The organism is Deltaproteobacteria bacterium, assembly GCA_009929795.1.
Lineage (GTDB): Bacteria > Desulfobacterota > Desulfovibrionia > Desulfovibrionales > Desulfomicrobiaceae > RZZR01.
In genome coordinates this window covers 1-1,724 of record RZZR01000323.1, presented here as the reverse complement: position 1 = coordinate 1,724, position 1,724 = coordinate 1, and the positions used below count along the sequence as shown (strand labels likewise).

Sequence of the window (1,724 nt, the reverse complement as noted above, 5' to 3'; positions counted from 1 at the left end):
CGATCCTGACAGCCATTGAACGGCCAGCCCTGGACACGGCGCCCGCCGCCGCGAGTTCTGCCCCAGGCCAGGGGACAGGGAAGTCTCTACTGGCAAAGGCCATCTGTGCTTTGGGTACGGGCATGGTCCCGGTTTTGACCCCGCCGGAGAAAAGCAGAAACGGGGACGACGAAATGAGGAAACGACTGTTCGCCCATCTGTTGGGTGGGAGTCCGTATCTGATCCTCGACAACATCGTCGGCACGTTCGACAGCCCATCCCTTGCGGCCTTCCTGACCGCTGGGGAGTTTTCAGATCGCATCCTCGGCAAGTCCAAGACCGTGGCCTTACCCAACCGCACATTGACCTGGCTGACGGGAAACAATTTGACCCTGGCCGGAGACATGCCCCGCCGGGTGCTGGTCGCGTACATTGACCCCGAGTCTGAAACGCCCTTTCAGCGTGAGTTCGACTTCTGCCCGCTCCAATACTGCCTAGCCCATAGGCGGGAACTGGTCGAGGCCGGGGTGGCCGTCATCATGGGCTATCGGGCCAACGCCAAGACCAGGGCCAAGGGGCGAATGGCCAGCTTCGAGACATGGGATGACCTGGTCCGGCAACCTGTCGCTTGGCTGGGGCGGGAAGTCCAACCCGGTCAATGGAGTGATCCAATGGACAGCGTCGTCCAGGCCGTGAGCCTCGACCCCGAGCGCCAATCCCTTGGGGAACTGTTGACCTCTTGGCGGGCCGTGTACGGCGAAAGGGCCATCACTGCGGCCGAACTGGTCAAGGACCTCGGCGGGGTGGGTCAATTTGATGATGACAAGACCAACCTTGCCGAGGCCGTCAAAGACCTGGCCGGTGGTGCTGTGCTGTCATCCAAGGGCCTGGGGAGGGTGCTGACATATCGCCAAGGCCGGATCGTGGATGGGCTGGCACTGGCCAAAGCGGGCAGGGGCAAGAAGGCTGTCCAATGGTCGGTCAGACGCATCGAGGGGGGTTTAGGGGTTTAAGGGGTTTAAATACAGTTCGGAACTTTTTGAAAAGTTATCTATATATAAAAAATATATAAGGGGAAATTTAACCCCATAAACCCCCAAACCCCCTTTTTGAGATTTCAACCCTACGGGAGAAAGACACATGCACAGAAGAAATTTTGCTGAGTTTACCAGATACCCGCATCTCTTTCGGGACACATACTGGGGCCGCTTTGAAGTACCGCCCAACGACATGAACCTGGAGATCTTTGAGAACAGAAACCTGTTCGTCAAAGAGTTCCAGATCGTCCGACAGTCCAACGACCGCCTTTCACCGTTCTTCCATGACATGCAAGGCGATGGCCACGGCTGGCCGGACCATCGGGAAGCGTACAGGACCAAAGGCAAGGGCTTTGTCCTGACATTCCATAACTACGTCGGCAACGACTACACACATCCGGCCTTTACGGCATGGAAGCCCATGTACCACGCGAAGGCCATCACCTACGTCGCGACTTTTCCGGATTACGAAACATTGAGGAGGGCATTGTCATGATACCTTGCGACTTCTGCAAATTCTACTGGGACGGGGAAGGGGAATGTCGGCTCAACCCGCCAACCCATGAGGGATTTCCATTGACCCCGAAGCTGGGCGGCTGTGGCAAAGGATATCCTGCGGACCTGGACAAGTTCGACTGTGGGGACTGTCGCTGGTTCAGGGACAAATACTGCCACAAGCACGACATCGCCATGGACGCAAGGTCCGGG

3 protein-coding genes are annotated in these 1,724 nt (G+C 57.5%); all 3 read left to right on the top strand.

What is annotated here, in order from left to right; translation table 11 throughout:
* Positions 1-173 precede the first annotated feature (173 nt).
* The gene (locus EOM25_14650; protein NCC26416.1) at positions 174-992 is read left to right on the top strand and encodes a hypothetical protein; all 819 of its coding nucleotides are present in this window, start codon (positions 174-176) and stop codon (positions 990-992) included.
* 127 nt (positions 993-1,119) lie between these two features.
* Complete coding sequence (locus EOM25_14645; protein ID NCC26415.1) at positions 1,120-1,512, top strand: hypothetical protein; 393 nt, start codon at positions 1,120-1,122, stop codon at positions 1,510-1,512.
* Positions 1,509-1,724: hypothetical protein (locus tag EOM25_14640; GenBank protein NCC26414.1), on the top strand; the 216-nt coding region annotated here is incomplete at its 3' end. The genes EOM25_14645 and EOM25_14640, both read left to right, overlap by 4 nt.